This is a genomic window from Streptomyces sp. NPDC001604 (assembly GCF_042893475.1).
Taxonomy (GTDB): Bacteria; Actinomycetota; Actinomycetes; order Streptomycetales; family Streptomycetaceae; genus Streptomyces.
Window position 1 is genome coordinate 13,613 of record NZ_JBIAUY010000021.1, and the last position, 24,863, is coordinate 38,475.

At 68.8% G+C, this 24,863-nt stretch carries 17 protein-coding genes and 2 pseudogenes; 9 read left to right on the forward strand and 10 right to left on the reverse strand.

Features of this window, described 5'->3' with window-relative positions:
• The first annotated feature begins 68 nt into the window (after positions 1–68).
• The 4 genes from ACFY1E_RS39310 to ACFY1E_RS39325 all read left to right on the forward strand — a co-directional run bounded on the left by ACFY1E_RS39310 (position 69) and on the right by ACFY1E_RS39325 (position 3,986).
• Complete coding sequence (locus ACFY1E_RS39310; protein WP_389085149.1) at positions 69–911, forward strand: PDR/VanB family oxidoreductase; 843 nt, start codon at positions 69–71, stop codon at positions 909–911.
• A gap of 91 nt (positions 912–1,002) precedes the next feature.
• Entirely contained in the window at positions 1,003–2,220 is a 1,218-nt protein-coding gene (locus ACFY1E_RS39315) for a cytochrome P450 (RefSeq protein ID WP_389085151.1), read from the forward strand.
• A gap of 48 nt (positions 2,221–2,268) precedes the next feature.
• On the forward strand, positions 2,269–3,354 hold the full coding sequence (locus ACFY1E_RS39320) for an S-(hydroxymethyl)mycothiol dehydrogenase (RefSeq protein WP_389085153.1): 1,086 nt from the start codon (positions 2,269–2,271) through the stop codon (positions 3,352–3,354).
• The gene (locus ACFY1E_RS39325; protein WP_389085156.1) at positions 3,354–3,986 is read left to right on the forward strand and encodes an MBL fold metallo-hydrolase; all 633 of its coding nucleotides are present in this window, start codon (positions 3,354–3,356) and stop codon (positions 3,984–3,986) included. The genes ACFY1E_RS39320 and ACFY1E_RS39325 overlap by 1 nt, the downstream gene beginning before the upstream one ends.
• Before the next feature lie 158 nt (positions 3,987–4,144).
• On the opposite strand, the pseudogene ACFY1E_RS39330 reads toward ACFY1E_RS39325, so the two are convergent.
• The 7 genes and pseudogenes from ACFY1E_RS39330 to ACFY1E_RS39360 all read right to left on the reverse strand — a co-directional run.
• A pseudogene (locus ACFY1E_RS39330) lies at positions 4,145–4,294 on the reverse strand (LacI family transcriptional regulator); the annotation flags it as partial.
• Between the two features lie 503 nt (positions 4,295–4,797).
• Positions 4,798–6,306, reverse strand: a complete 1,509-nt coding sequence (locus ACFY1E_RS39335) for an aldehyde dehydrogenase family protein (protein WP_389085158.1) — start codon at positions 6,304–6,306, stop codon at positions 4,798–4,800.
• Between the two features lie 100 nt (positions 6,307–6,406).
• Positions 6,407–7,054, reverse strand: coding sequence for a class II aldolase/adducin family protein (locus ACFY1E_RS39340; RefSeq protein WP_389085161.1), 648 nt, complete (start codon positions 7,052–7,054; stop codon positions 6,407–6,409).
• Between the two features lie 69 nt (positions 7,055–7,123).
• The gene (locus ACFY1E_RS39345) at positions 7,124–7,543 is read right to left on the reverse strand and encodes a hypothetical protein (protein ID WP_389085163.1); all 420 of its coding nucleotides are present in this window, start codon (positions 7,541–7,543) and stop codon (positions 7,124–7,126) included.
• Positions 7,540–8,928 carry a flavin monoamine oxidase family protein gene (locus ACFY1E_RS39350; protein ID WP_389085165.1) on the reverse strand — a complete coding sequence of 463 codons (1,389 nt, stop codon included), beginning with the start codon at positions 8,926–8,928 and terminating at the stop codon, positions 7,540–7,542. The genes ACFY1E_RS39345 and ACFY1E_RS39350 overlap by 4 nt, the downstream gene beginning before the upstream one ends.
• Complete coding sequence (locus ACFY1E_RS39355) at positions 8,925–10,124, reverse strand: MFS transporter (protein ID WP_389085168.1); 1,200 nt, start codon at positions 10,122–10,124, stop codon at positions 8,925–8,927. The genes ACFY1E_RS39350 and ACFY1E_RS39355 overlap by 4 nt, the downstream gene beginning before the upstream one ends.
• Positions 10,121–11,068: a carbohydrate kinase family protein gene (locus tag ACFY1E_RS39360; protein WP_389085170.1), complete on the reverse strand. Its 948-nt coding sequence runs from the start codon at positions 11,066–11,068 to the stop codon at positions 10,121–10,123. Before ACFY1E_RS39360 ends, ACFY1E_RS39355 begins: the two co-directional genes overlap by 4 nt.
• A 237-nt stretch (positions 11,069–11,305) precedes the next feature.
• Between ACFY1E_RS39360 and ACFY1E_RS39365 the strand changes: the two genes are divergently transcribed.
• From ACFY1E_RS39365 to ACFY1E_RS39375, 3 genes and pseudogenes are all read left to right on the forward strand, one after another.
• Positions 11,306–12,331 carry an AraC family transcriptional regulator gene (locus ACFY1E_RS39365; RefSeq protein WP_389085173.1) on the forward strand — a complete coding sequence of 342 codons (1,026 nt, stop codon included), beginning with the start codon at positions 11,306–11,308 and terminating at the stop codon, positions 12,329–12,331.
• 386 nt (positions 12,332–12,717) lie between these two features.
• Positions 12,718–14,148: pseudogene (locus tag ACFY1E_RS39370) on the forward strand (hypothetical protein); the annotation flags it as partial.
• 95 nt (positions 14,149–14,243) lie between these two features.
• Positions 14,244–15,452 (forward strand): HEAT repeat domain-containing protein, encoded by a 1,209-nt coding sequence (locus ACFY1E_RS39375; protein ID WP_389085175.1) that lies wholly within the window; start codon positions 14,244–14,246, stop codon positions 15,450–15,452.
• A 399-nt stretch (positions 15,453–15,851) separates the two neighbouring features.
• Here ACFY1E_RS39375 and ACFY1E_RS39380 read toward each other — a convergent pair whose 3' ends face one another.
• The 3 genes from ACFY1E_RS39380 to ACFY1E_RS39390 form a co-directional block, all read right to left on the reverse strand.
• A complete protein-coding gene (locus ACFY1E_RS39380; protein ID WP_389085177.1) occupies positions 15,852–16,289 on the reverse strand; it encodes a cold shock domain-containing protein in 438 nt (145 codons plus the stop codon).
• On the reverse strand, positions 16,286–16,828 hold the full coding sequence (locus ACFY1E_RS39385; protein WP_389085179.1) for an RNA polymerase sigma factor: 543 nt from the start codon (positions 16,826–16,828) through the stop codon (positions 16,286–16,288). Before ACFY1E_RS39385 ends, ACFY1E_RS39380 begins: the two co-directional genes overlap by 4 nt.
• A gap of 528 nt (positions 16,829–17,356) precedes the next feature.
• A complete protein-coding gene (locus tag ACFY1E_RS39390; protein WP_389085182.1) occupies positions 17,357–19,954 on the reverse strand; it encodes a helix-turn-helix domain-containing protein in 2,598 nt (865 codons plus the stop codon).
• A gap of 92 nt (positions 19,955–20,046) precedes the next feature.
• On the opposite strand from ACFY1E_RS39390, the gene ACFY1E_RS39395 reads away from it, so the two are divergent.
• The gene (locus ACFY1E_RS39395) at positions 20,047–20,250 is read left to right on the forward strand and encodes a hypothetical protein (RefSeq protein WP_389085184.1); all 204 of its coding nucleotides are present in this window, start codon (positions 20,047–20,049) and stop codon (positions 20,248–20,250) included.
• A 625-nt stretch (positions 20,251–20,875) separates the two neighbouring features.
• Positions 20,876–24,727, forward strand: a complete 3,852-nt coding sequence (locus ACFY1E_RS39400; RefSeq protein ID WP_389085187.1) for a DUF4365 domain-containing protein — start codon at positions 20,876–20,878, stop codon at positions 24,725–24,727.
• The last annotated feature ends 136 nt before the right edge of the window (positions 24,728–24,863 follow it).

Sequence of the window (24,863 nt, forward strand, 5' to 3'; positions counted from 1 at the left end):
GGCGACAACGTGGTCGTGCACAACCTGCTTTCCGCAATGCCCCGACCCACCCCACCTCCACCCCCTCCTTGCGGGTCCGTGCCAAGGACGTCGTCGCGGACGGCGTCGTGTCCCTCACGCTCGACCACCCCGACGGTGTCCGCCTGCCGGACTGGACGCCGGGGGCGCACATCGCTTTCGTGCTGCCGGACGGGACGACCCGGCAGTATTCCCTGTGCGGTGACCTGTGGGACCCGCACAGTTTCCGCATCGCCGTCCTGCGTGAGTCCGCCGGGCGCGGTGGGGCGGCGTACGTGCACAACCGGCTCATGCCCGGTGACCGGGTGAGCGTCGGCGGGGTGCACAACCACTTCCCCCTCGTGTCGGCGTGGGAGTTGCTCTACGGGGGCCGTAGCCGCGCCTCGACGGCGTTCCGCGCGAACCTCACGCACACCTACGGCGAGCGGGTGCACATCAGGCCCCAGGACAAGTGCGGGCTGCTCGATCTGGCTGCGTGGCTGGGCGAGCCGCTGCCCGGTACCACGGTGTACTGCTGCGGACCGGCTCCTCTCCTGGCGGCCCTCCAGGAGGCGTGCGCCCACTGGCCCGACCACAGCCTGCGTACCGAGCGCTTCACCGCCGCCGACCGCTCCCAGCCCGCGCGCCGGGTGCCCTTCGAGGTGGAACTGCGGCGCACCGGCCGTACGGTCACCGTCACCCCGGACGTGACCGTGCTGCACGCCGTGCGCCGAGCCGGTGCCGAGGTGCTGTCCTACTGCAAGCACGGCACGTGCGGCACCTGCCCCGTCCCGGTGCTGGAGGGCACGCCCGACCACCGGGACGCGGTGCCGGCCGACCACGAACGTGCGGCGGACTGCATGCTGCCCTGCGGGTCCCGCTCGCACTCCGACCATCTCGTCCTGGACCTCTGACCGACCGGTGACCGGTACCGAACCCGCGGCCGGACTTCCGAGCCACGTCGCCTTGAACCCCCTCGCCTCAGCCGCATCTCATGGAGCCGCCATGACCGAGACAGCCGCCGTTCCCGCGTCGCCGCCGATCAGCGACGCAGACCCGTTCGCCGCCGAGCACCTGGAACACCCCGACCCCCTGCACCGGCAGCTGCGCCAAGCCGGCCCCGTCGTCCGCCTGTCGCGTTACGGCGTCCACGCCCTGCCCCGCTACCAAGAGGTGTACGCCGCCCTCGTCGACTGGCAGACCTTCCAGTCCGGCGCGGGAGTGGGACTGGCCAACTTCCGTCACGAAAGGCCATGGCGCCCGCCGAGTTTGCTGCTGGAGGCCGACCCGCCCCACCATGACGCGCCGCGCCGCGTGTTGCGGGACGTCCTCGCCCCGCTCAGCCTGCGCCGGCTGCGGGAGACGTGGCAGGCGGTGGCCGAGGAACTCGTCGCGACCGTACTGGCTGAGCAGGGGAGGGAGTTCGATGCCTTCGAGGTGCTGGCGGCGGCGTTCCCCTTGCGTGTCTTCCCCGACGCCGTCGGCCTCGGCTCGCACGGGCGGGAAAACCTGCTGCCCTACGGCAACATGGCCTTTAACGCCTTCGGGCCGCGCAACGCCCTTGTCGAGGCCGACGCGCACCGCGTCGGCGCACTGTCGGACTGGGTGAACGCCCAGTGTGCCCGTGAGGCGCTGAGCGAGGACGGCTTCGGCGCCCGGATCTGGGCCGCCGCCGACCGCGGTGACCTCACTCATGCGCAGGCGCCCCTGGTCGTGCGGTCGCTGCTCACCGCCGGTATCGACACCACCGTGCACGGACTGGCCGCCGCGCTGTACGCCTTCGCCACGCACCCGGAGGAGTGGCAGCGGCTGCGTGAGCGCCCCGAACTGGCGCGGGTGGCGTTCGACGAGGCGGTGCGCTGGCAGTCGCCGGTGCAGACCTTCTTCCGTACCGCCACGACCGATGTCGACATCGCGGGTACCCGCATCTCCGCAGGCGGCAAGATCCTCATGTTCCTCGGCTCCGCCAACCGCGACCCAGATCGCTGGGCCGACCCCGACCGCTTCGACCTCACCCGCGATCCCTCCGGCCACGTCGGTTTCGGCATGGGTATCCACCAGTGCGTCGGCCAGCACGTCGCCCGCCTTGAAGCGGAGGCCCTGCTGACCGCCCTCGCCCGCCGCGTCGGACACCTGGCGCTGGCCGGCGAGCCGAGGCGGCACCTCAACAACACCCTGCGCTCGTGGTCTTCGCTGCCAGTGCGCGTCCTGCCTGCCGACTGACCACACTCACCGGACCCCCGCCTTACCCACCGAAAGGACCCCTCCCCCATGCCCCAGCACGTACGCGGAGTCGTCGCCCGCACCAAAGGCGAAGCGGTACACGTCGAGACGATCGTCGTCCCCGACCCCGGCCCGGGGGAGGCGGTCGTGAAGGTGCAGGCGTGCGGCGTCTGCCATACCGACCTGCACTACCGCGAGGGCGGCATCAACGACGACTTCCCCTTCCTCCTCGGCCACGAGGCGGCAGGCGTCGTCGAGCAGGTCGGACCCGACGTGACCGACGTGGCCCCGGGTGACTTCGTCATCCTCAATTGGCGTGCGGTGTGTGGCCGTTGCCGCGCCTGTCGGCGCGGCCGCCCGCAGTACTGCTTCGACACGCACAACGCGCGGCAGAAGATGACCCTGCCCGACGGAACCGAGCTTTCGCCCGCCCTCGGCATCGGTGCGTTCGCAGAGAAGACACTCGTCGCCGCCGGTCAGTGCACCAAGGTGGATCCGGCTGCCTCCCCGGCCGCCGCAGGGCTGCTGGGCTGCGGGGTGATGGCGGGCATCGGTGCCGCGATCAACACCGGCGGCGTCGGCCGGGGCGACACCGTGGCCGTCATCGGCTGCGGCGGTGTCGGCGACGCGGCCGTGGTCGGCGCACGTCTGGCCGGCGCGGCGAAGGTCATTGCCGTCGACATCGACGACCGCAAGCTGTCCACCGCCAAGTCCCTGGGCGCCACACACACGGTCAACTCCCGCACCGCCGACCCGGTCGAGGCCATCCGTCACCTCACCGGAGGCTTCGGCGCCCACGTGGTGATCGAGGCCGTAGGCCGGCCGGAGACCTACCGGCAGGCGTTCTACGCCCGCGACCTGGCCGGCACCGTCGTCCTCGTCGGAGTGCCCACCCCCGAGATGACCGTCGAACTGCCGCTGCTGGACGTCTTCGGACGCGGTGGGGCCCTGAAGTCCTCCTGGTACGGCGACTGCCTGCCCTCCCGCGACTTCCCCATGCTCATCGACCTCTACCTCCAGGGCCGCCTCGACCTGGACGCCTTCGTCAGCGAGACCATCGCCCTCGACGAGGTCGAGGACGCCTTCGCCCGCATGCACAAGGGCGACGTCCTGCGCTCGGTGGTGATCTTCTAATGACCGGCCTGCGTATCAAAAACGTGGTCACCTCGGGCGTCTTCACGCTGGACGGCGGCACCTGGGACGTCGACAACAACGTCTGGGTCGTCGGCGACGATCATGAAGCGGTCGTCATCGACCCTGCCCACGACGCCGTCGCCGTCGCCGAGGCGGTCGGCGACCGGAAGCTGGTCGCCGTCGTGTGCACCCACGCCCACAACGACCACATCAACGCGGCACCGGCGCTCGCTGCGGCCACCGGCGCACCCATCCTGCTCCACCTGGACGACCGGCTGCTGTGGAAGCACACCCACTCGGACCGCGACCCCGACGGTTACCTCTCTGACAACCAGCGCATCGAGGTCGCTGGCACAGACCTGCGTGTCCTCCACACCCCCGGACACACGCCGGGTGCCATCTGCCTGTACCTGCCGGACCTCGGCACCGTCTTCACCGGTGACACCCTGTTCGCGGGCGGGCCGGGAGCGACCGGGCGGTCGTACTCCCATTTCCCCACCATCATCCGCTCGATCCGCGACCGCCTGCTGGTGCTGCCTCCCGCCACCACCGTCCGCACCGGGCACGGAGCGGACACCACGATCGGCGACGAGGCGCCGCACCTCTCCACATGGATCGCGCGAGGCCACTGAGGCCGGAGGCTCACCGCCACGGCACCCTGCCGGTGCCCGTCCCACCGGCAGGGGCCAACGGCGACGCGTCGGGGTCGCATCGGCCTGTCGGCCCATGGCGACGCAGGTCGGCGCACCGAGGTCAGCGGTTCGACGGCGGACGCCGCGAAGTCGATGTCGTCGTAGCCGATGACCGCGATGTCGTCCGGCACGCGCAGTCCGGCCTCGTACCGCGCCTGCAGTGCCGAAGGCGAGCAGTCCGTTTCCGCAGAAGACGACGGTTGGGCAGGCCGAGGATGCGGTGTCCGGCGTCCCGGTCGGGCGACCACCGTGAGGTCGACGCAGGGCAGTTACCGCATGGCGCTCGCCGCGATGCCCGCCTCGCTCAGGGCAGGGCGTCGGGGTGAATGTGGGACAACGGGCTCGCGCCGCGGCGGTGTACGAGAGCCACAGCAGCCGGCGTGGCGTCCTGGTCGTGTTCGCCTTGGCAGACCTCGGCATGATCGGCGTCGAGCGCGAGCACCGTTCCTACCACTCGGCGTTACGGCAGCACCAGGGGTGGCCTTGCCGGCCGCCAGGGGCCGCGTTCTCGACGATGTCGAGGCGCTTGGTCACCGGCGAGGACATCTTCATGACGGCATCGCGCTGGGAGGGCCAGGCCGAAGAAGCGATTCATGGCGGAGATATGGGTCGCCCGCGCCTTCACGAAGTTCAGGTAGTTCGCTCCGAACGCCCAGCGGCCGTCTTCCTGCACCCCGGTTCGCTGTGCGAAATCGCTGATGCCCATGACAGGTAAACGAGGCACAGGAGGTTCCGACACATGCACCTACGGCTACTTCCTCGTCCTGGGCCCGTGGAGCAGGCCGATCACCCGAGTGAACAGCCTGTCGGTCTTCTCGGTGCGGTCGAAGGTGGTCAGTGTGAGCATCGGCCTGAACCTCTGCCGGGCGATCGCCTTGGCGTATGTGAACTCCTTCAGGCCGTCCGGCCCGTGGATGCGGCCGAAGCCTGATTCGCCGACGCCGCCGAAGGGCAGGCTCGGTATGCCGGCGAAGCTGATCACGCCGTTGACCGAGGACATGCCCGAGCGGATCCGCTCGGCGACCGCCATGCCGTGGCGCTTGCTGAAGACCGTGTTGCCGAGGCCGTAGGCGGTCGCGTTGGTCAGTTCGATGGCTTCGTCCATGTCCCGCACCTTCGCGACGGTCATGGTCGGTCCGAAGGTCTCCTCCTGCACCGCCAGGGAGTTCTCCGGCACGTCGACCAGGATGGTCGGCTGCACATAGCGCTCGCCCACGGCGTCGAGGCCGCCGACCACCGCACGGCCGCCCTTGTCGAGGGCGTCCTGCAGGTGCCGGCGTATGACGTGCAGCTGGCTCGGCATGGTGATCGGCCCGATCTTGCCCTCGGCGCCCGCGTGCAGGCCGGCGGCCTTGGTTGTGAGTGCGTCGACGAACTCGTCGTACACCTGCTCGTGGACGTAGACCCGCTCGACGCCGATGCACGTCTGCCCGGCGTTGCCGCACGCGCCCCAGAGCGCCGCGTCGGCCGCGGCGGGGATGTCGGCGTCGGCGTCGACGATCACAGCGTCCTTGCCCCCGGCCTCGATGACCACCGGTGTGAGCGTTTCGGCGCACGCGGCCATCACCTTCTTACCGGTGGCCGTCGATCCGGTGAAGGCGATCTTGTCGGCCCCGGCGTGGCACAGTGCGGCGCCGGTGGCACCGAGGCCGGTGACGACCTGGAGGACCGGACGGCCCACGGCCTCCTCGAATCGCTCGGCGAGCCACACGCCCACCCCCGGCGTGTACTCGCTGGGCTTGAAGACCACGGCATTGCCGGCTGCCAGTGCGTAGGCGATGGACCCCAGCGGTGTGAAGACCGGGTAGTTCCACGGCCCGATCACGCCGATCACCCCCAGCGGTTTGTAGGCCACCGACGCGGACTGATTGACCATCAGCAAGCCCGGGGACACCTTGCGCCGACCGAGCACTCTCCTCGCGTGTCCGGCGGCCCACCCGATGTGTTCGATCGCGAGCCCTGCCTCGAGCGTCGCGTCACCGACCGGTTTGCCGGTTTCGCGGTGCACTGTCTCGATCAGCTCGGGCAGTCGCTGGACCAACGCGGCTTTCCACGCCGTCAGGTGCCGCTTGCGTACGGTGAAGCCGAGGTCGGCCCACCAGGCGGCCTCGGTGCGGGCGCTGTCGACGGCCGCGCGTACCTCCTCCTCGGTGTGCACCGGGTGGGTACCGACGACCTCGCCGGTGGCGGGGTCGAGCGAGTCGAACGTGGCGGCGGCGTGTCCGCGCCGACTGGCGGCTGCTTGGCTGGTCGGACTCACAAAATCCCTTTCGCTTTCGACCTGGCATGGCTCAAAGGCGCGCCAGTTCGGTGTTTGTGGCCGCGCGCCGGCCTTGTGGCGCGGGCGCCTGGAGGTTGGTTCAGGGCTGATATCCGCTGGCTGTGGCACGGCGCCATACGTCCTCCAATTGCTCGCTTATCAGCGTTGCCGGCTCTGCGAGTTGGGCGGCCTGCATGTACAGGCGTGCGAGCCACTCGACCGATTCGGCGTTGTGGACCGCCTCGGCCAATGTGGCGCCACTGGTGACTGCGCCGTGGTTGCGCATGAGCGCAGCCTTCCGGTCGAGCATCGCGCGACGCACGTTGTCGGCGAGTTCCTGGCTGCCGAAGGTTGCGTAGGGCGCCACTCGGATCGGGCCTCCGAGCTGGAGGATGGCGTAGTGGACGCTGGGCAGCTCGTCACGCACCAGGCCGAGGGCGGTGGCCCACGGCGCGTGTGTGTGCACGATGGCCTGAGCATCGGTTGTGCGGTAGATCCCCAGGTGGAGGGGGGTTTCCGAGGAGGGTGAGCTCGCGCCCGGGTCGAGGATCTCGCCGTCGAGTGTGACGCGGGCGATGCCGGCGGGTTCCAGCGTCCGGTAGTTCACCCCGGACGGCGTCACGAGTACCTGGTCGCCGGTGCGGACGCTGAGGTTTCCCGACGTGCCGGTGACGAGCCCGGTGTCGTGGAGGTGCCGGCTCGCGTCGACCAGAGCTGTCCGGGTTTTCAGTTCGTGTGTGTCGTCCACTGCGTTGTCACCGCGTCCGTTCTTGTGCCGTTGCATCGGGTGGTGGCTGTTCGGGCTTGTCCGGGCGGCTCAGCGCTTCAGGGCGCCGGCCGTCACGTTGCGGACCACGACGGGGAGTTGGCGTGCGAGTTTCCCGCCGAGCAACGCGGCGTAGAGGCGGTGCAGGGGGCCGTCGAGGACGACGCCGTGGGTGGTGCGCATGCCCTCGCCGGCGGGCTCCATGTCGTGGGTGATGGTCAGGGTGGCCAGTGGCAGCCGGATGACGAAGTCCATGGCGCGTTCGTGTTCGACGCGGGTGAACTCGATCTTCTGGGCCGGGGTGCCGTGGTCCTTGACGACTCCGGTGGTTCCGACGGTGAGGGGGCCGTCGATCTGGGCCCATGCGACGCCGGGATCGTCGAGCTGCCAGTAGGCGGCGTTCGTCCAGCGCTCCCACAGCTGGGGGGCGGTGGCAGTGGTCAGCTGGCTGTGGGAGCGGCTCCAGGTCATCGGCGTGCCTTCTCGTAGGGTGTGGTCGTGGTGAGTTCGATGGCGGTCTCGCGGGCGGCGCGTTCGCCGGCTGCGACCGCGCCGTCCATGAATCCGGCCCAACGCCGCGCGGTCTCGGTGCCGGCCCAGTGGATGGGGCCGACCGGCTCTGTCAGCCGGGCGTGCAACGAGGCGACCGCTCCGGGGCCCGGTGCTGCCGTGGGCCCGCCGCCGAGCCAGTCCTCCTCGCCCCACCGCTGATCGGTGTAGCCGCGTGGTTTCAGGGCGCGGTCACCGAAGAGGTCTGCGAGCGCCGAGAGCGTGCGCAGGCGCCGCTCGGCAGCGTCCACTGCGTCCCACTCGCGTGCGTAGTCGCCTCCGATGAAGCCGAGGATGACGCCGCGGGAGGCGTCGGGAGGGCTGGCGTCGAAGGTGATGAAGACGGGGCCTTCGTCGGAGATCGTCATGCCGTTGAGGCCCTGTTCGCGCCAGAACGGCGTGTCGTAGACGGCGTAGATCTTGGACAGGACGCCGGGCGACCAGCGCTGTGAAAGGCGCCGGTGCGCGGCGGGAAGGTCGGGGACGAACCGGATCCGGCGTCGCATGGCCGGCGGAACCGCGACGATGACGCGGCGTGCGGTGGTGGGGCCGTCGTCGGTGTGGACGGTCACGGCGTGGTCGCTCCAGTCGATCCGCAGGACCGGCGACCCGAGGTGGACGGTGTCCGCCCCCAGTCCGTCGGCGACGCGGACGGCGATCTCGTGCGAGCCTTCGACGAAGTGCTGCTCCTGCGCGCCGCCGCGGGTGTCGAGCAGCGGGTCGAGCCCGCCGGCCTGGGCGATGTAGTGCAGCACGTACAGCAGCGAGATCTCCGAGGGTTCGCAGCCCCACGAGGTCTTGCACACCACCGCCAGCAGGTCTTTGGTCGCCTGGCCGGCGTGCTTGGCGGCGAGCCAGCTGCCGAGGGTCTGGGCGTCGAGGCCTGCCGCATCGGGGGCGTCCCACGGCCTGCCGACGGGGATCTTGCGGCTCATCCGCTCAAGGGAGGAACGGACACGGGCGAGGTCCAGCAGGGAGGTCGCACCGATCGGGAGGGCGGCCCCGCGGTACCGCTTGCGGTCCTTGCGCCACAGCAGCAGGGTGTCCCCGGCCTCGTGCGTCAGGTAGCGGCCAACGCCGACCTCCTCCGCGAGGGAGTTGATGTGGTCGTGGTCGGGGCCGACGAAGGTGCCTCCGAGGTCGACATGCGCATCGGCGACGGTGGCGGAGTGGACCCGGCCTCCGACCCTGTCGAGCGCCTCGAACACCTTCACGCGCAGCCCGTGCCGCTGCAGGCTGCGGGCGGCGGCGAGGCCGGAAAGTCCGGCGCCCACCACCACGACATCGACGTCGAAGCTGTCGGTCACGCTGGTTCTCCTTCGGGAAGAGGCTTGGGGGAAGCAGAGGTACGGGTCGGGAGTCGGCGGGCGATGGGCAGCACGAGCAGGAGCGCGAGCGCGGGTGCCACGAACCCGAGCCGGAGGGCGGCACCTGAGCCGAGCAGGCTCGGGACGACGGCTCCGGTGACGGCGCCGGCGTAGTTGAAGACGTTGACGCGGGCGATGACCTCGTCGCTGCGGGCGGGCAGCAGCTGACCGGCGGCTGCGAAGGCGATCGGCACCAGGACGCCGGTGGCGATCCCGGCGACCGCGAATCCGGCGACCGCCGCGGCGGCGCCCGGGCCGGCGACGACGAGGGCGCACCCGATGATTCCGAAGGCGAGGGCGCACACACCGACGCCACGTCGGCCCCAGCGCAGCACGGCCGGGTCGGTCACGAGCCGGGCGAGCAGGACCATCGCCAGGTAGGCCGCATAGCCAATCGGCGCGACGGCATCGGAGGTCTTCAAACCGTCGGAGAGATAGACAGTGCTCCAGGTCGAGACCGCCGCGTCGAGCACGTAGGCGACGAGGACGAGCGACCCGACAGCCCAGATCGCCGCTCGCGGGAGTGGGGTGCTCCGGCGATCGGGCGAAGTGGTGTCCGCCGTTCGGGCCGGAGGCTGCGGCACGAGCCAGATACGGCCGGTGAGGGCCACGGTGAGCTGCAGCAGGGCAACGCCCCCGACCAGGGTGAGCGCGGAGACACCGCCGGTGGCCAGAGCCGCGGCGAGGAGCGCTCCGATGATGCCGCCGGCGGTGAAGGCCGAGTACAGGCGGCCCATCATGGGCACTCCGGCGCGGCTTTGCAGGGCGACGCCCTGCATGTTGCTGCCGGCGTCGACCGTGCCCAGGCCCAAGCCGTAGACGGCGACCGCGCCCAGGTAGACGCCTCGGTCGTGGGCGAGGCTCATCCCGGCCATGGCGGCGAACTGCAGCAGGAATCCGAGGCACAGCGCACTCCGGCTCCCGCGGCGCACGGCGACCGCATCCGCCAGTCCCGACCCGAACACCGCGGCGACGCAGACCCCGAGCAGGATCGCGGAGAGGACGGCGTCGCTGAAGTCCATGCGGTCCTTGGCCGCGGGAAGCGCGGTCACGACCGCGGCGTAGCCGAGCCCCTGAGCGCCGTATACCGCGCAGACCATCAACGTCGTCGCGGCCGGTCTCTTACGGGGGCTCACCGCACGTCCAGGCGGTCGGCGCTCGCGGCGAATGCGCGGATGTCGTCGAGCGTGTAGGTGCCGGCGTCGGTCCCGAGGCCGCCGGCGACCTGTGCCGACGTCGCGCAGCCGAGCTCGGCCGCCTCCCGCAGCCCGAGCCCTAGCGACCGGGCGCGCAGGAAGCCCGCGCTGAACGCATCGCCGCACCCGGTGGTGTCGACGACCTTCACCGCGTAGGCCGGAACCTCCACCACCTCGTCCGCGGTCACCACCACCGCGCCATGGGCGCCGTGGGTCACCGCCACGCACGCGGCGCCGGCGCTCACGAGCGCGCGGGCGCCGGTGACCAGGTCGTCGGCGCCGGTGAAGCCCAGCACCTGCTCGTGGTTGGGCAGAAGGTAGTCGGTGTGGGGCAGCGCGGCCGCGATCCACTCCAGCATTCCCGGGTCGCCGGAGGCGAGGATGTCGACCGAGGTCGTCGCACCGCACGAGCGTGCCCGGGCCAGCAGCGAGGCGGCGGCGTCGCCGCCGAGGAACTCCGGACCGCCGAGGTGCAGATGCGTCAGGTCACGCAGCAACTCGTCGGAGACGTCGCCGAGGGTGAACGCCGCGTTCGCCCCGATGCAATGCCAGGCCGGGCGGTCGCCGTTCGGGCGGACGGGCAGCACGGAGGCCGATGTCTGGTGGCCCTCCTTGCGCACCAGGCCGGAGGTGTCCACGCCTTCGCGGGCCAGGAGCGCCAGGAGAGTGTCCGCGAGAACGTCGTCCCCGATCGCTCCGACGCTGCGGACGTCGGCTCCCAGCCGCGCCGCCACCAGCGCTGTCCCGCCTGCCGTGCCGGCGGCGGTGGCGCGGATGGTCTCGACCAGCTGACCCTCGTTGCGCTCGGGGATCGACTCGATCCCGATCACCAGATGGTCGAGCACGTGCACGCCCACGCACCCCAGCTTCATCACGTCGCTCATCGCGTGTTCCTCCTCCGCCTTGCTCGACTCCCGGCCTGTGGTGCGACGTCGTCGCTGCGCGGCGGCCGATTGCCTGCCGCGACCACGAACGGTTGAGCGACGGTAGGAGCGCGCCGCCCGAAGCTGGGCGCCGCGTCACGCTTGTGGCAACATTTCCCCCCGTCATGGCGCGAACGCGGCCCCTCCTCACCTCGGGCGGAGGCAGATGGCGGCGGCAGGATGCCGAGGAGGCGGACCGTGGAGAAACCGAAGCTGACGCAGGCCACGATTCCTCCGCTGACCCTGACCGGGTTGCTCGAAATGGCCGACCACCACCGAATCGAGACGGCCAGGTGGTTCGCGGGCACGGGCCTGGATCGGGCCCGACTCGAGCAGCCCCGGACGCTGGTCTCCTACCGGCAGGCGATCACCGTGATACGCCGCGCCCTGAAGGAACTGCCCGCCGGACCGATCGGCCTCATGATCGGAAGCCGCGACCCGCTCCTCACCTGGGGAACGCTCGGCACCGCCGTGCGGTCCGCCTCGACGGGCGCCGAAGCCCTCAAGGTCGCGACCCGGTTCCAGCAAGGGGCGGGCACGATGATGGACTACCTCGTGTCCCGCACGGACCAGGGAAACGTGGTCGAGCTCCTGCCCCGCACCCACGAGCCGGACCTGCTGGTCTTCCTCAGCGAGGAGGCGTTCGCCGGGATCGTGGTCCTCACCCGGCTCATGTTCGGTCCGTCATCCGGCCCGCTGGCCGCGGAACTGTCCTACCCGCCGCCACCGTGGGCTGCGGAGTACACCCGACTGTGGCGCTGCCCGGTCACCTTCGACTGCGAACGCACGACCCTCACAATGCCCAGTGCCCTCGAAGAGCGGCGCGTTCCCACGGCGAACGCCACCCAGTTCGAGGCCGCTCTGCACGCCACTCGCGCGATCCTGGACTCCGACCCGGTCGACGACCTCGTCGCAGCCGTCGAAGGAACACTTCGCCAAGACCTCCGCTCCCGCCGAACGGCGACGCAGGTCGCTGACGCGCTCGGCATGAGTCCCCGCACCCTTCATCGTCACCTCGCCAAAGCCGGGTACAGCTTCGGCACGATCCAGGACCAGGTACGGCGGCAGCAGGCCGACGTACTGCTGATGCAGACACGCAGGTCGATCACCGCCATCGCAGCCGAACTCGGCTACAACGACCCGCGCGAGTTCCGCCGCGCCTACAAACGATGGACCAACACCACACCCACCCAAGCACGACAACAATCGACCCCCAGCATTTGAGGAGGCGCCACTCCCCCGGCGATTGCCCAGGTGAGCTGAGAGAGCGGTATGAGACCTGATGCCCGATTCTTCGTTTCGTGTGGGACAGGCGAGCAGGTCGTGGCGACGTCGGTCGTCTACGGCCGGGACTGAGTGAACAAGCCTGACTCGGTCTCGGCCAGGATCCCGCGGTCGGCCAGCCGCTTGAGCTTGAGGCGAACGTTGTTGATGTTGTTGAGCGCGATCTCCAGGTCCATCGCCTCGCGCCACGGATGAGCGAGGCCCGCCGTTACCAGCAGCTGCGGGCGGCCACCGGGTCTATCGGGTGTCCTCGGCCAAGGCGGCCGATCTGCGCCGGTTACTGACGAGGTGGTCGCCGCGATCGGCGACCCGCCCCGTTCCCCAACGGCAAGGCCTTTCGCTCCTACACCCTTGTGCCTAAGGCATCCGAAACCGGCGACACCGACCGCAAGGGCCAACCCATGTCCAAGGCCGGCTCCTCGCTGCTGCGCACCACCCTGATCCGGGCCGCCGACAGCGCCCGACACCAAGACCCCCAGCTGGCCCGTCTGGTCGTCGGGGACAGGCCGGAGGACTTCGCGCTGGCCCAGCTTGCCGGTCTGGTCCATGGCCCGTGCATGTGGCTGCCGTGGCCGGACCCGAGTCCATTGACGGTCATGGGCCGCTTCCCGCGCTGGACAGGGGCAGGCATGGTCCGGGTGACCAGTGCCTCGTTGCCCTTGGAGGACGTCGAGGCGCGGATGCGCAAGATGTGGGACCGACGGCTGCGCGCCTTCGTCGACGGCAAGGAGATGGACGACAAGGCATTCGCATGCGTCTCTGTGAACGAACTGTGCACCCGCGGAAACAGCCTTTACGTCCACGAGCAAGCGTGGGATCTGCCGCGTTCGCTGCCAGCCACCGTATTGCCAGACGGCTCGCTGGAGGCCGCCCTGGGCCTCCCCGCGGAGGTTCCGCCAGGCCTGGATGCAACCCGGGACAAATGGCAGGTCCTTCTGGTGGCTTCGGACCACCCGCTGCCGCCGCACCGGGCGTTGACCGGCGACGCACTGTACGCCGGGCAGAGCAACTTGTGGTCGACATTCGTGCGGGCCGCGGACGGGGGCATCACCTACTCCTCACACCGCTTCGACTTCGTACCCCAAGGCGCCTCTTTGGCAGGCACGTTGGCCGCACCACGGTTGCGGTGGCCGAGCCTGCCTGGAGTCCTGGCAATGGCGGCCAAGCCCCATACTGTCCAGGCGAGCGCCGCGGGCAAACGAGCGGCAGTGGCCGAGCGACTTCTTGGCTCCCGCGCGGCTCTTGAGGAGCTTGCCGATGGCCCCGGATGGAACCTGCTGAAGACGTTCCTGCCCGGCCAGCAGCATCCCGGCCAGCCCGAGAGCGCCTGGTGGGCTTTGAAGACCTCAGTGGTGATGACCTTCCGCGCCCTGGCAGCCACCCCCATCGCACCGGAATGGGATACACCACAGCGGCGCGCCCAGGTCGACGAATGGACCAGGCAGGGCATCCTGCGCAGAGGGCTGGCCCTGGGCTGCCAGGAGTGTCCCGCCTTCGAGTTCTATCCCCTAGAGGAGATCGCACAGCACTATCGCTGCCGCCGCTGCGGCGCAGGCAACGACCTCGTCCAGGCACGCTGGAAGACGGATACCTGCGAACCCGAGTGGTCCTACGAACTCCACCCAGCCGTCGTCGAGCTCATCGACAACAACGCCGACGTGCCCCTGCTTGCCACCCGCTACCTGCGCCAACAGGCCAGAGGCACGCGCCCTTTGGTGGCAGCGGAGTTCGAGATCCTGCGCGACGGCGGATCCTGACCCCCCAGCTGCGGCAACGACACGAACCCGTCCTTGCCCCAGCGCTGCCCGCGCTGGCCTCCTTCAGCCCCCAATGGCCTGGTCGCGCTCGCTTCTTGCGCTGGTACTCCCTCGTCGGTCAATTCACCCAGGCCAGCGATGAACCGGCACGAGCCGTCTGCGCCCTGCAGCACGATCTCGAAGACCTGCTGAAGCTGGCCCACCGCACATACGCACCGGTCGCCCGCATGGCGGTCCTCCACCACATCACCCTGCTGACAACCGGTCCTGCTGCAGCCCGGCGCCTGCTGTTGGCCGCACTCGCTGCAGGTCAGCCGACCGCGCGCATCGCTGCCGCACACGCCCTGGCGGACAAAGTTAATCAAGGCGATGGAATACAAAGCCTCCTGACGGCTCAGGCGGCCAACGATCCGGACCCTTCCGTGAGAGCGGCCACCCTGACCTTGTTGGTCGGTCACTGGGGCCACGATGACGACATGCTCACGCTGCTGGCCCACCGTGCGACGGCCGATCCCGATCCACGTGTCCGCTGGACCATCGTCACTGCCCTGGCCAACGCTTGGCACGACAGTCCTGACGCCCGCACGGTGACGGCGGCACTGGCCGGCTGCGACAGCGACCCCACCGTGCGCGCTATCAGCCTGCAGGCCACGATGTTGATGGCAAACGGCTCCACCGATACGCACGACGCCCTACTGCGCTTTGCCGCACACCTGCCCGACCCACAGATCCGCAGCATGGCATTGCGCGACCTCGCCCGACGCGCTCCCCACGACGAGGGCACCTTCCATATTGTCAAACAGGCCACCAAGGATCCCCACGGACTGGTGCGTTGCGCCGCCGTGGAAACCCTCACGCAGCATTGGGCCTGGCGCGAGGACACGCTGCCGGTCGTGAGGCACGCCGCCGAGGATCCCGAAGGAACGGTCCGTGCCCTGGCCGTTGAGGCGCTCGTACAGGGCTGGGCTACCCACGACGACCTCCTCGCCGTCGTCGACAAGGCCGCACGCGACAACCACCCTGACAGTCGGTTCGCCGCCTACCAAGCCCAAGCCCGACTGAGAGGAACAGACCGCACCTTCTGGACATCCCTGGCAGACACGGTGGCAGAAGACCCCGATCCCACCGTACGACAGCGGCTCATGCACCTCATCGCCCTGGCAGAGACCGACGCTTCCCGTGCACGGACCTTGCTGGAAGCACGCACGCGGCACGAGCCGGATCCTGCCGTACGCGAATGCGTCTGGGAGCTGCTGGCCTCTTTCACCACACCGTTGTCTCTAAGGCAAACCGCAATTGACTGACGAGGAGCTTCACTTCTCAATCTCGTCCCGCCGAGACCGGGCGTGCAGGAACCATTGCAAGGCTCAGCCGCCAGGTCGCTACCGTCACACACCGGTGATTTGAGGCGTGATCTCGGGGAGCTACCGAGCGAACGAGTCTTGCGCGCCGTCCCGCCAACCAACGCGCCGGCGATCTGGCCCAGTTGCGGCTGACCCACAGCCAAGGGCCCGACATCGTGTCCCGCGACAACGAAGACACCTCTAGCGGTGGCAGGTCCCCATCCGCGCCTACCAAGGGCGCGTGTGATGAGCCATATTGCTCTGTCGGTGATCAGGCCCGGATGGTGGGGGTGATCAGTCGGCGATAGCCGGCCCAGGGAGCCCGCTTCCGGGTTCCTGGACCGGCTGATGGTACTGGCGTCAGGCGTCCGGCGTCGGCTTGAGCAGGCGTACATCGCCAGCCCTGCCGTTCTTGATCACGAACTCGACCTGCTCCCCGGGTTTCGGTGCACGCGAGAAGACCTTGAAATCCTGGCAATGAACCGGGACTTCGCGGCCTCGGGCCACGGCGATATAGCCCATGCCCTCGCGCGCGTCGAACCACTTGATGCGGCCCTTCAGCACCGCATTACCCGGTGGGCGGGCCTGGGCCCGCTCGGGGACCAGTTGCTTATTGTCCCGCTGCTGCTCGTGGCGGGGCATCACCCGTGCCCTCTGGATCACCTGGTTGAGGCCATCGCCCAGGCTGATCACGTTATGCAGGGAGTCCACTGCGGAGTCGGACACGGCCGCGACGTACTTGTCGAATGCCTGGTCCTGCAGCTCATCCTTGTCGAGGTCGTCCCATGGAGTGCTCATTCGTCACCCCCCATGAACCAGTCGCGATTGTCGTTGAGGGCTTCCTTGAGCCTTTTTCGTGCCAGATGAAGGTTCGAGCGGACACGGCGGGGATCAACGTGGAGCAGATCCGAGATCTCCGGAATGCTGAACCCGTCGTAGTTCCAGGCCATGACTTCACGCTGCCGTTCAGGCAACTTTGCGATGGCATCGATGACGTCCTTCTCCTCGTCGAGGAGCTTGAGCTGGTCGAATGACGGGAAGTAGAACCATTCCGCTTCGGTAGCCCGCCGGACGTCCTCGCTCGAACGCTGCTTTTGCGCCCGGTAGTTGCGCAGTGCGGTGGCCCGCACGTACTTCGCCGGGTAGTCGATGCTGTCCCACCGCTGGAACGCCTCCGCAAATGCGTTCTGGGTCGCGTCCCATGCGTCATCCCACGTCGCACCGTTCTTGTACACGAACAGGACGATGAGCCTGACCTCTGAGGCGTAGAAGTCGGTGAAGCTCGACTGGCCGGCCCATTGGTCCGCGGAAGGGTCCGGGTCGTCGGGCGTTTTCATGTCCAAGGCGTGCTCCTTGCGGATTCCAGTCCTTGGGCTTGATGGTGCCACTGGGTACCAGGCCAGGAGCACACCATGGAGTGTTCCTCCCCGAAACTGGACCAGGCGATCACGCCACCACCGGGAAGCAGGGGAATAACTGCCTCAAGGAGGTCCTGGCGTGATCGTGCTTCCCGCCTGCTGATCCAAGCCCTCAGGAGCACGCCTGGGTACGGGTAGAGATATCGCAGAGCCAAGAGCATTGCGCTCAGCCCCACCACGGCCGGTTCGGCCATCTGAACCTCCTCGCTACGAGACCGGGTTGTCAGGCGCAGTCACTAAGTAAGAGCGAGACGATCACCGATTCATCAAGTAGCTGTCGAATGAACCCATTTCATGGGGCTGCGGCGCAGAACGGTCGGCCAGTCCGGCCCCGCCGCCGATCAGCCGATCAGCTTGGCGGGACCTCGACCGTCAGGGGGCTGCTTGCGGGCTCGGGTTGCGTGCTGATTGGCGGGCACACCGTGGAGTCGACACTCAGGTCCGGGGTCACCAGGGCGGGGTGGGGGTTCCATCCGGGTCAAGCCCGTAGCTCCACATACGGAAGACATCCCTCCCGGTTCCTCCCCAGGCTTTCCCCGCATTGAGGGCGCGTTTGACGGTGTCTTCGGCGCGGGCATCCTCTCCGGTCGCTGTAAGGAGCAGGAAGAGTTCGATGAGGGCTTGCGGATGACCGGTCTCGTCGGCCCTATTGAGCGCCTGTTCCGCGCCGGGTAGATCACCGGCAGCTCGGCGGATCCGGGCAATCTCGAAAAAGGCGGTCGGCTCACCCTTGTCAGCGCCCTCGGTCAGGAGTTGCTCGGCGCCCTCGCGGTCTCCGGCAGCGTGTCGGAGACGGGCAAGCTGGATGACGGCCCACTGATGACCAGCCGCAGCCGCATTTTTGAGGAACTGTTCAGCGCCTTGAAGGTCCCCGGCCTGCTGCCGTCGACGGGCGAGTTCGACAGCTGCCCATGGCTGGCCGGCTTCAGCGGCTTGGGCGAGGGGCTGGTCTGCCGCCTGATCGTCCCGGGCTCCCGGCTGGCGGGGAAGCGGCTCAGCACCCGCCTCGACCGAGACTTCAGCGCGACGGGGACGTCGGCCTCTCAACTCCTGGCGGCCACGCCGCACGCCCTCACTGTGCAGCATCGCTTGGGCTATGGCATCCCCAGAGTCGGCTGCTTGGCTCAACAGGCGTTCGGCATCCTCGTCATCACCAGCCGCACGGCGAAGTCTCGCAAGGTCGACGAGGGCTGACGTATCGCCAGCATCGGCGGCTGCGGTTAACAGCTGCACGGCAGCCTTGACGTCTCCTGCTCTTTCCCGAAGCACTGCGAGTTCCCTGAGCGCGCGCGGGTCACCGCTGGCAGCGGGCTGGGCCAGCAACTCCTCGGCACCGCGCATGTCACCAGAGCCCAGCCGGAGATCGACCAGCTCGAACAGGGCAGCACGACTTCCCTCTGCGGCAGCTTCGCTGAGCAGTTCAGCCGCTCCTCCCCTGTCGCCTGCACGCAGGCGGAAGACGACCTGCCGCTTGAGCGCGAACCAGGGATCCACGCGCTTGTAGAGGTGGTAGGCCCATTGGAGCCGGTGCCGCGTTTCCGCGGCGTGGGCGAGCCTGCCGAGGTCCTGGACATCGGTGAGATGGTGGTGCGCGGCCTCCCAGAACGAGGCAGGCGGGCACAGGCAGCGGCGTTCTGCTAGGCCGTGCTGCTCCAGATAGTCAGCCAGCCGGTAGACGACGCCGTGTGTAGTGTCTTGATCTCGAGGAGCACCGGGAGCGCGGCGGGAGGGACGCCGCCGGGCGCGCTGCAAAGGGGCGAGCCGTCCGTGCACGGGTGCCGCCAGTTCCGCCAGAGCCTTCTCCGCCCAGTCCGGACTCAGCGCGTCGTATTCCCGGTCGGTGAGGTAGTCGACGGCGGCATCGGTGAGAAATGCCAGCGGAAGGTGGAGGCCAACGCCGAGCCGACGGGCGTCCATCGCCGTATTAAGAATGGCACGTGCTGGCGGACTGGCCGTGCGGAAGCGGTGCAGGAGCTCAGGCGCACCGGCCAGGTCCTGCGTGACGCGCCCTGCTTCGGCACGTTCCAAGGCTGCAGCGAGTATCCGGTCGCCGGCCGCCGCAAGGTCACGGGCCGCCGACTGCGCGGCGTCGTCGAACGCATCGGGCACGGGGACAGTCCGTCCGGCCAGCAACGCACGGACCTGCGCGTAGCGGTCCGGCTCTCCCGGAAAGGGGAGCGTCGTGTAGGCGCGGTCGTATTCGGGCCAGAGGGTTCCCAGCACCAAGACCGGCCGGACACCCGGGTTGGTGAGCAGGGAGCGGACTGCGGCGGCGATGTCCGGGCCCTTTTGGGCGTCACCCAGATAGTGCTGGGCTTCATTGAGCCACAACACGGTGCGCGGCCCCACACGCCGGATGTCAGCGAGAGTGGCCTCGGCCCGGGTGGGGTCGAAGGGATGCCACAGCCGCCACCCCTGGTCGGCAAGTGGCTGGATAGCCTCCCAACACGCCCTGGTCTTGCCCGTGGAGGACGATCCGACCAGGACAAGCATGCCGCTGCGCCCTGCGGACGCTGCCTGCACGACCTGCTCGAGGACCTCATCGTGCCCGCGCCGCACATATCCGGGCAGGACTGGGACCCGTGCTGTCCGGGGCAGCGCAGTACTCGCTGCCGTGCTCGCGGCGTCGCCCTCCGCACCCGCGGGGTGGACTTCCAGGTCATACGGGTCGCAGGCGCAGATCGGGTGGCCGATACCCTCCTCCGCGCCGTCCGAAGCTGTCCGCGTCAGGCCCTGGGCCTCCGCGTCCGCCTGCATCTGCAGCCCCAGCAGCCGGTCGGCATCCAGACCCAGGGCCTTTGCCATCGCAGCCACTGTCGTCACAGATGGCACTTGATCGATCGCTCGCAAGGCCTGGCTCACCGTCGTGCGACCCAGTCCAGCACGCCGCGCGAGCTGCGTTTGATCCAGCCGGGCCTTGGCGCGCCCCTGCTCCAAAAGCGCTTGCAACTTGGCCAGTGCCTGCCCATTTCCCTTCTGGGTTCCCCCGCTCAACCCTCGATGCCCCCGCTTCCTCACTACGACGTGTGCGACGGTGTCCATCATCGTTCACCTGAACCCTGGCGAACGCGCTCCCCACCACATTTGCAGTCAGCACAATCCCCGTGCTGCCCCGTCCCAGAAGAGGAGCCGTCACCGTGTCGAACCGCTTCGCCCTGGCCCTGTTCACTGTCCTGGCCACCATCGTGCTTGCCATCACGGCCGCAGCCGGAGCGGGTTACCTTTCACGCCGCGATGGCGCTAGCTATCCGGCGGCCATCACCCGAGCTGCTGCCGCCTTCGCCGCCACCGTGACCGTAACCGCCGCCCTGGTGACGGCCATTGTGGCTCTCGCAGGCTGACCTTGCAGTGAGATGTGCCGCCTGAACCTAACCTTTTAGCCATAGAACACACGGCCCCGCCGCCCCATCTCAACTGCCAGGAACGGGGCCGATGCTGTCCACGATGGGACCAGTGGCGCGGCTGGCCGGAAACGAGCCGCGCCAGTCAAGCGAAGGCACTGCCAGCAGGTGCTCTGGACCGAGTACTGGGGCCGCCGCAAGCCGCTCACGCCAACCCTGCAACAGCGGGTGCACGTTGCGGCCTACGGCCGGATCTGGAAGCTGAAGGCTCTGGTCAGAGTCGCTGTCGGCGAGGCTTCCGAGGTGTGCCAGTTCCTCGTCCCCGTTGGGGATGAAGACCACCGAGTCGACGGCGCGGCGATGACCGGTGAGGCGACGCCCGACGGGGGCATCCAGGCTCCGCTACCGCTGGTACGACGGCCAACACGAATTCCGACGAGCGAAGGGCGTGTTGAAAGCGCGCCGGACAGCCCACGTCTTGGTGTGCCCACGCTGGAAGGAGCCCGCGGGAGCCGGCGCTGCCCTGGCCAGCACTCAGCCAGCCCCGACATTGTCAGTGGTGCCTCCTAGGATTTTGTTGAGCACCACGGTGCACTCACGTGCCAGGGCAGAAAGAGAACATGACGTGACGACTGTGCGCCCAACTCATCTCGTTGACCGTGCGGGCGTCACGATGACCGGCTATCTGGTGATCACCCGGCTCGGCTGGCTGTTTCGTGAGCAGGAGACGAGTGACGTTGGGATCGACGCGCACCTTGAAGTCGTCACCGGCGCCAGCCTCGCCGCCAAAACGACGGGCAAACCGACCGGACGCCTGTTGGCAGTGCAGATCAAGTCCGGGGAGAGCCAGTTCACGGCTGCCGCCGAAGGGGGTTGGTGGTATCCCTGCGACGCTGCGCACGTGGCCTACTGGAGCAACCACTCTCTGCCGGTCACCCTGCTGCTGTTTGACCCGAACACCGAACGTGTCCACTGGCAACACGTCACCCCCGACACCCTGGTGAGGACGGGCAAGAACTACAAGGTGTTCGTCCCCGTCGACCAGCAGATAGACCAGGCCAATGCCGAGGCGCTGGCCCGCCCCGCTCGGCTTCAGGACGACGTCGACCCCTTCCAGCATGCAGCAGATCGTCTGCCGGGCGATACCCGCATCCAACTGCTGCGTGAACACCAAGCCCGCGCCGCTCACGCTCTAGACCTGGCCGTTTTCCTTGCGGATGCCGACGACCCGACTCAAGCCGTCCGGCAGCTATTGAGCGCTCCGCCTGTCTGGTTCACCGATGTGGAGGCCGAGCGCGAAGAAGGAGTCTGGCGGGCTGTTGCCGCCTACGCCAGCTCTCACGAAGTCGGCATACCCGCTGCCGAAGCCCTGGAGCGTGCCGCCGCCGCGGCCCCGGGCGACCGCGGACGCCTGCTAGCCCTGGCTGCATTCTCGGCCGTTGAGCACGCTCCCGAGCACGCGCGCCGACTGCTGGACGCCGCTCAGGAGGAAGGCACCACCGTGCTCGTCGCGGCCACCCGAGCTTTCCTCGACGCCGGAGGACAGCACCCCGCACGCCTGCCGGACGCCGTGGAACTTGCACTAGCGGCCGGGGATCCAGCCGCGATCAAAGACGTCAACATCCTGCGCTTCACGGCCTACTGCCACTTCGCAGCCGATCGCCACGAGGAAGGCGAGGACATGCTCGAAAGGGCGCTGCGACTTGCTCCCAATGAACCTGCTGTGCAACTCGACCTCGCACAGTGCCTGTTGCGCCGCAGCGCAGTCGGCGCGCCCCACCAGGCGTCCTTCGACACCGGCCGAGCCCAGCGTCTGGCACAGGCCGCACGCGCCGAGTACCGACGCTGGCGGGGCCCCAGCGCCCGCGCCGCGGCCATCCTCCTCGAGGCCCGAGTGATGTCCGGTGACATCACCGCCGCCATCCACACCGCGATCGCCGAGCCAGAGGGAGACGCCTACGGACCAGAGATCACCTCCCAGACCCTCCTGGTCGAGGCGGTACGGCTGGCCCACAAATCGGGCCGCACGGACCTCGCGGAGACACTCGCTGCTCACATCACCGGACATGGCGAGAAGCTCCAACTGGCCGCGTACGCACGCGAGGCAGATCCTGCTGTAGGCCGTGCCGAGCGCATCGCCGCCTGGCAGGCCGCGGCAGACGGCGCAACCACCGACGAGCATCGAGCGGAGGCCGCATTCGCCCTGACCAGCCACGGCCTCTGGCCGGTGCCTCGCCTCGACGAACTGCGTGAACAAGGGGCTCTGCCCGAAGCCGTCTACCAGACCCGCCGGGCCGTGGCCGATGCCGTCAACGGCGACGTCGATGCCGCCATCCGCCGGCTGCGCATTTGGGAAAGCCACAGCGTGGTAGCCGCGATGACACTCGTCGAACAGTACGAGCACCAAGGACAGTTGGTGCTGGCCGCGGAAGCTGCTGAACGCGCCGGACGGCGCTTCGGCGACACCCACCTCAGGGCACTCGCCATCGACCGGTGGGACCGGGCCGGCGACAGGGAACAGGCCCGTCTGAAAACCCTGACACTGCTGGGACGCCCGTTCCTGTCAGCCGAACTGCGCAGCCAGTTGCGCCGGATGGTCATCCAGTGGGCCCAGGAACGCGCGGACTGGGACGACATGGAAGAACACGCCCTGGTCGGGCTGGCCGAAGAAACCGGCATCGAGCACATCACCGCCCTGGAAGGAGCAGCAGGAACCGTCCCCCCACAGACACTGCCCCTTGCCTGGGCGGCGATCCACGCCCAGCTCAACGCCCGCAAGCTGGAGACCGCACGCGACACGCTTGCCCGGTTCGCCCCGCAAATCCGCAACACACACGACGCACGGGCATGGCTCACCCTGACCGGATGGTCGGGATGGACGCCCGCACTCGCGGAGACAGCGGTCGACCTCGCCGAGCGCTACCGCTGCCAGGACCCCGAATTGACCGGAGCACTCCTGAACGGCGTCCTCCTCGCCACCGGAGAACCGGCCCCCGAACGCACCTCGGCCACCTCCGCAAAAACGGCGGACCCGGCCTGCCATGAGACAGCACCTGCAGCGCTCGTACTGCCAGATCAACTCGGCCGAAGACTGCAAGACCTCTTAGCCGATGCGATAGCAACCCGCTCACTCACCACCATCCAAGGCGCTCAAGACCTCCTGCAGCACGTCGAACGAACCCTGGGCCCCCGCGAACCACTGCTCGAAGCCGCCGCAGACGCCGTACGCGTCGGCACCCTCACGACCGGGATGCTTGCCTGGGCGGCAGGACGCCCCGTCGCCCTCGCGGTGATTCATCGGGCCGCCGGGCTCATCCCCGCCTGCACGCTCAACCCACAACACGTCGCCTCCGAAGTCCGGGCCGCAAACGACGCGCTGAACCGCACCGCCGTGCTCGACCCCAGCGCCCTGGCCCTCACCACACTCCTCCCCGGACGGTTCGACCAGCTCAGGGCCGTCTTCGTCGCTGCCCCCGTCCCACGCGCCGTGTTCGACGACATCATCAACACCCGCTACGCCCTGGACGAGATGCTGCGATCCTCCGGCCAACTCGGCGTACGTGGCGGACGCTTCATCCTCACGAAATACTCCGACCAGGACAGGAGAGAACACAGCCGTCAAGCCGCCGCGTTCTCCCAGATCATCCCCGCCCTGCAGACCGTTGACGTCCCAGACCTCACCGAGATCCGACGCCGGCTCGACCTGCATGATGTTCCCGACCAGGAAACCGCCGCGTGGCTGTCTGCCGCCCAGCATGCCCTGGACACTGGGACCGCCCTGTGGTGCGACGACGCGGCACTACGCGAACTGCTCATCAAGGTCGGCATCCCGACCTTCGGCACCGTTGCGCTCCTACGCCTACTCACCGACCACAGCGACTATCCGGAGTTCACCCACGAGCGCTACCGCGACGACCTCCGCACGCTACTCAAGTCCCACGTCGTGGATCTGCCTGTCACCACGCAGGAGATCACCGACCTCGCCCAAGCGCAGGACTGGGCACCAGCCGCCGCAGCCGCCTCGTTCAGCAGGCCCCACTTCTGGACGATTGAACCGCTCAGAACACGGTGGGCACACATCGCCGAGAAGGTATGGGAGAACGCTCCCGAACAGCTCGCAGGCTGGCTCCACCAGGCGATCGCAGGCGCAACGGCACTGCTGGCGCCACAGGAGATGATCCCGGCCGTCGTACAGCTGACCGCCGAAACCCTGCTAGCGACCGGAATCGGCCCGGAGCCAGCGCAAACTCTGCATCCCGCCGCACTCAAGGCACTCGAGGCGAGCAGCCAAGCAGTATCCCGCCAGCGCACTCTGAGCAGACAGCCCACCCCGGAACTGCAACTACCGACGGCCGACGAGTTCCTGGCCCAACTTCGCCCCGTCGTGACACGCCTGCTGACCGAGCAGCATCGGTTTACACCGACGATGGCAACAGCCATCGTCGAGGCCAGCATGCCGCAGAACCCACCGCGGTGAGCCGTTGCTGCAGAGTGACGGCCGCCCATCTCACCGGCTTCGGGCCGCGCAGGAGGATGTACCAGACCAGATCGACCGCGGCCCGGGGAGGCCCAACAGCGTCGTGCCCTCCCGAGGAGGGCCATGCGGCTTTTTC

Bases quoted from the DNA above. Each gene is read 5' to 3' on its own strand.
- ACFY1E_RS39385 (WP_389085179.1), bottom strand. From the start codon at position 16,828: ATGAAAACGCCCGACGACCCGGACCCTTCCGCGGACCAATGGGCCGGC.
- ACFY1E_RS39360 (WP_389085170.1), bottom strand. From the start codon at position 11,068: ATGAGCGACGTGATGAAGCTGGGGTGCGTGGGCGTGCACGTGCTCGAC.
- ACFY1E_RS39315 (WP_389085151.1), top strand. From the start codon at position 1,003: ATGACCGAGACAGCCGCCGTTCCCGCGTCGCCGCCGATCAGCGACGCA.
- ACFY1E_RS39390 (WP_389085182.1), bottom strand. From the start codon at position 19,954: ATGATGGACACCGTCGCACACGTCGTAGTGAGGAAGCGGGGGCATCGA.
- ACFY1E_RS39320 (WP_389085153.1), top strand. From the start codon at position 2,269: ATGCCCCAGCACGTACGCGGAGTCGTCGCCCGCACCAAAGGCGAAGCG.
- ACFY1E_RS39345 (WP_389085163.1), bottom strand. From the start codon at position 7,543: ATGACCTGGAGCCGCTCCCACAGCCAGCTGACCACTGCCACCGCCCCC.
- ACFY1E_RS39325 (WP_389085156.1), top strand. From the start codon at position 3,354: ATGACCGGCCTGCGTATCAAAAACGTGGTCACCTCGGGCGTCTTCACG.
- ACFY1E_RS39380 (WP_389085177.1), bottom strand. From the start codon at position 16,289: ATGAGCACTCCATGGGACGACCTCGACAAGGATGAGCTGCAGGACCAG.